Annotated in this window: 2 protein-coding genes; both read right to left on the bottom strand. The window is 48.9% G+C overall.

Annotation, left to right across the window (positions count from 1 at the left end; translation table 11 throughout):
* The coding region (locus tag K2Q26_11200) for a hypothetical protein (protein ID MBY0316081.1) at positions 1–444 on the bottom strand (444 nt) is incomplete at its 3' end.
* A 12-nt stretch (positions 445–456) separates the two neighbouring features.
* On the bottom strand, positions 457–2,367 hold a 1,911-nt coding region (locus K2Q26_11195; protein ID MBY0316080.1), incomplete at its 5' end, for a transketolase.

The following is a 2,367-nucleotide window of genomic DNA, read 5'->3' as shown; positions in this document are numbered from 1 at the left end:
AGCATAATCAAAAGTAAAAGAAACACCATCATCCCCAATGGACCCGTTCGCTTGGCCCTCAGCACTGACGATCGCGTCTGATGACACTCCGAGAGCGAGATCGTAATTGTATGAACCGCGCGTGCAAAGCATGTCGATATTTCTAACGACCCAGCCGTCAATGCTCATCTGATAGACCTCGAAGGACAAGTTCTCCTGCATGTAAACGTAAGAGTTTGAGTTCTTTACGGACTCACAGGTTCCAGTGATTGTTTTGACCGGCATTGATTTGAGAACTTTTTCAATGAAGATACTTTCGCCGGGATCGGCCTCTGGGCTCACGACAATGCCATTCTCTGTTTTAAAATATCCTTCGGCATCAGAACATCTGTCCCAGGAAAATTGCGCCTGGGAACTGCGGACGGAGAAAACGAAACAGATCGTGATGAGGATTCGAAAGCCCATACTGATACCCCCTTAGTGAGTGACAGCTTTAACAACCGCGTCGGCATCTAAACCATGAAGCTTGTAAAGGTCCTTGGCGGTGTAGGAACTCCGACCAAACTCATCTCCAACTCCCAGCGACCGTAGTTTGGTGATCTTCACATCATGAGTTAACAGCTCTTGCACTAACACCGATGCCATCCCACCAATCACTCGATGGTCTTCTAAAGTCACGAGATTTCCATCGGCCTTGGGTAACCACTTCGCGAAAAATTCGACATCGGGACGATTCATAACGGCCGGATTCACCACAATGGATCCGATATTTTTCTGAGCGAGCTTTTCCTGCGCTTCTAAAGCCTGAGTCACCAGTGAACCAGAGACAGCGATCATCACTTTTTGAGGTGCATTTTCTAAACGATCGGAGATGACATGGGCCTTCCCCAACTTGTAAGTGGCGGACTCATTAAACTGGGGCGGGAACGTTTCGCGTCCGAGGAAGAACAAATAACTCTTTCCGGCGACGCCGCGTTTTTTGTCTTCGGCCATCTGCTGAAGCGCTTGAGAAACCAAATGATAGGCCTCTTCGCTACAAGTTAAGCAATAGGTCTCAACATGGGGAATAGAGCCAGACATCGCGAGATACGCCAACGCTTGATGAGAGGCCCCGTCTGCCGCATCTTGAAACCCGGTGTGAGAAAAAATTCCCAGGACCGGTCCTTCGGAAAGTCCACTCATGATTAAGGGTAGCGCACCTTTAGTGACACCGAATTGGGCGAAGGTGTCCACCACCGGCAAGTAACCCTGCTTGGATAAACCTATGCCCATGCTCACCATGTTCGACTCGGCCACTCCAACTTCGAAAGTGTGGGCGGGGAATTTTTTTCTGAAATTTTCGACGCCGGTAGAGCCCTGAAGATCCGCAGAAATAGAAATGACCGGGAGCTGATGCTTCTCGACCGCTTCAATGAGAGCTTTGCTCACGCCATCTTGAACTTTCTCTTTCTTTACCGAAGATGACGACGCCGTCGATTTTTTCGTTTCGCGAGCGACTAAATCGTCGAGCCATCTTTTTAAAGGTTGGGGCATTTCTTGAGCCGTAAAAATCTCGGTTAAAAATGCAGGAAGCTCGTCATATTTTTTGAGAGGAAAACCGTGTCCTCCCGATGCAGACTCTTCCGTTTTCTTAACACCTTTTCCTTTGATGGTTTTGCACCAGAGAGCGACGGGAGTCTTTGGATCTTTTTTAAGTGCATCCATCGCTTGTTCAATGGCCGTAAAAACACCTTGGAGGTCATGTCCGTCACCGACGGTAATCACATTCCAACCTTGCGCCGCTAAAGAAGCGAAAGTCGGAGTCATCGAAAAACTATCTTTATCGATACGGCCCGACAGCTTTGTATTGTTGTCACTGATCATACACAGAACGGGACCTAACTTTTTATTGGCCGCTAAGCCAGGAATCGCCGCAAAGGCTTCGCGAGCTTCGCCTTCCATGCAGCCGCCGTCAGAGATCGCAACCACCGTAGTTCGCGGTGAATCACTCAAAGATTCAGCGGCGGCCAGCCCCTGAGCTTGGGGAATTCCAGATCCTAATGGCCCGTTGCTAATATAAACGGACTGCGGAAATAAATGAGCTTCGCCGTGACCCGTAAGGACGCTATCAATACTTCTAAAATGCCGAAGATGTTCGATATCAAGTCCGGCGACTTTGTAATTGGCTTTGAGAGCATAAAGACCATTTTCGCAATGACCGGCATCATTCACAAAATGAAACAACTGGTGCCATTCTCTTTTTTGTTTTTGAGCCTGCCAAAACATGTAACCAAAAATCGCGGACATCATTTCGGCAAAAGCTGAGGGACCCCCGAAATGGCTCGCAGCTCCACCGATGACGGCCTCCATATCCATCAGTGCCACCAATCCTCGTGTCGCCGTCGGTGA

This window comes from Bdellovibrionales bacterium, from assembly GCA_019750295.1.
Lineage (GTDB): Bacteria > Bdellovibrionota > Bdellovibrionia > Bdellovibrionales > JAGQZY01 > JAIEOS01.
This window is presented reverse-complemented; position numbering and strand designations above follow the sequence as displayed.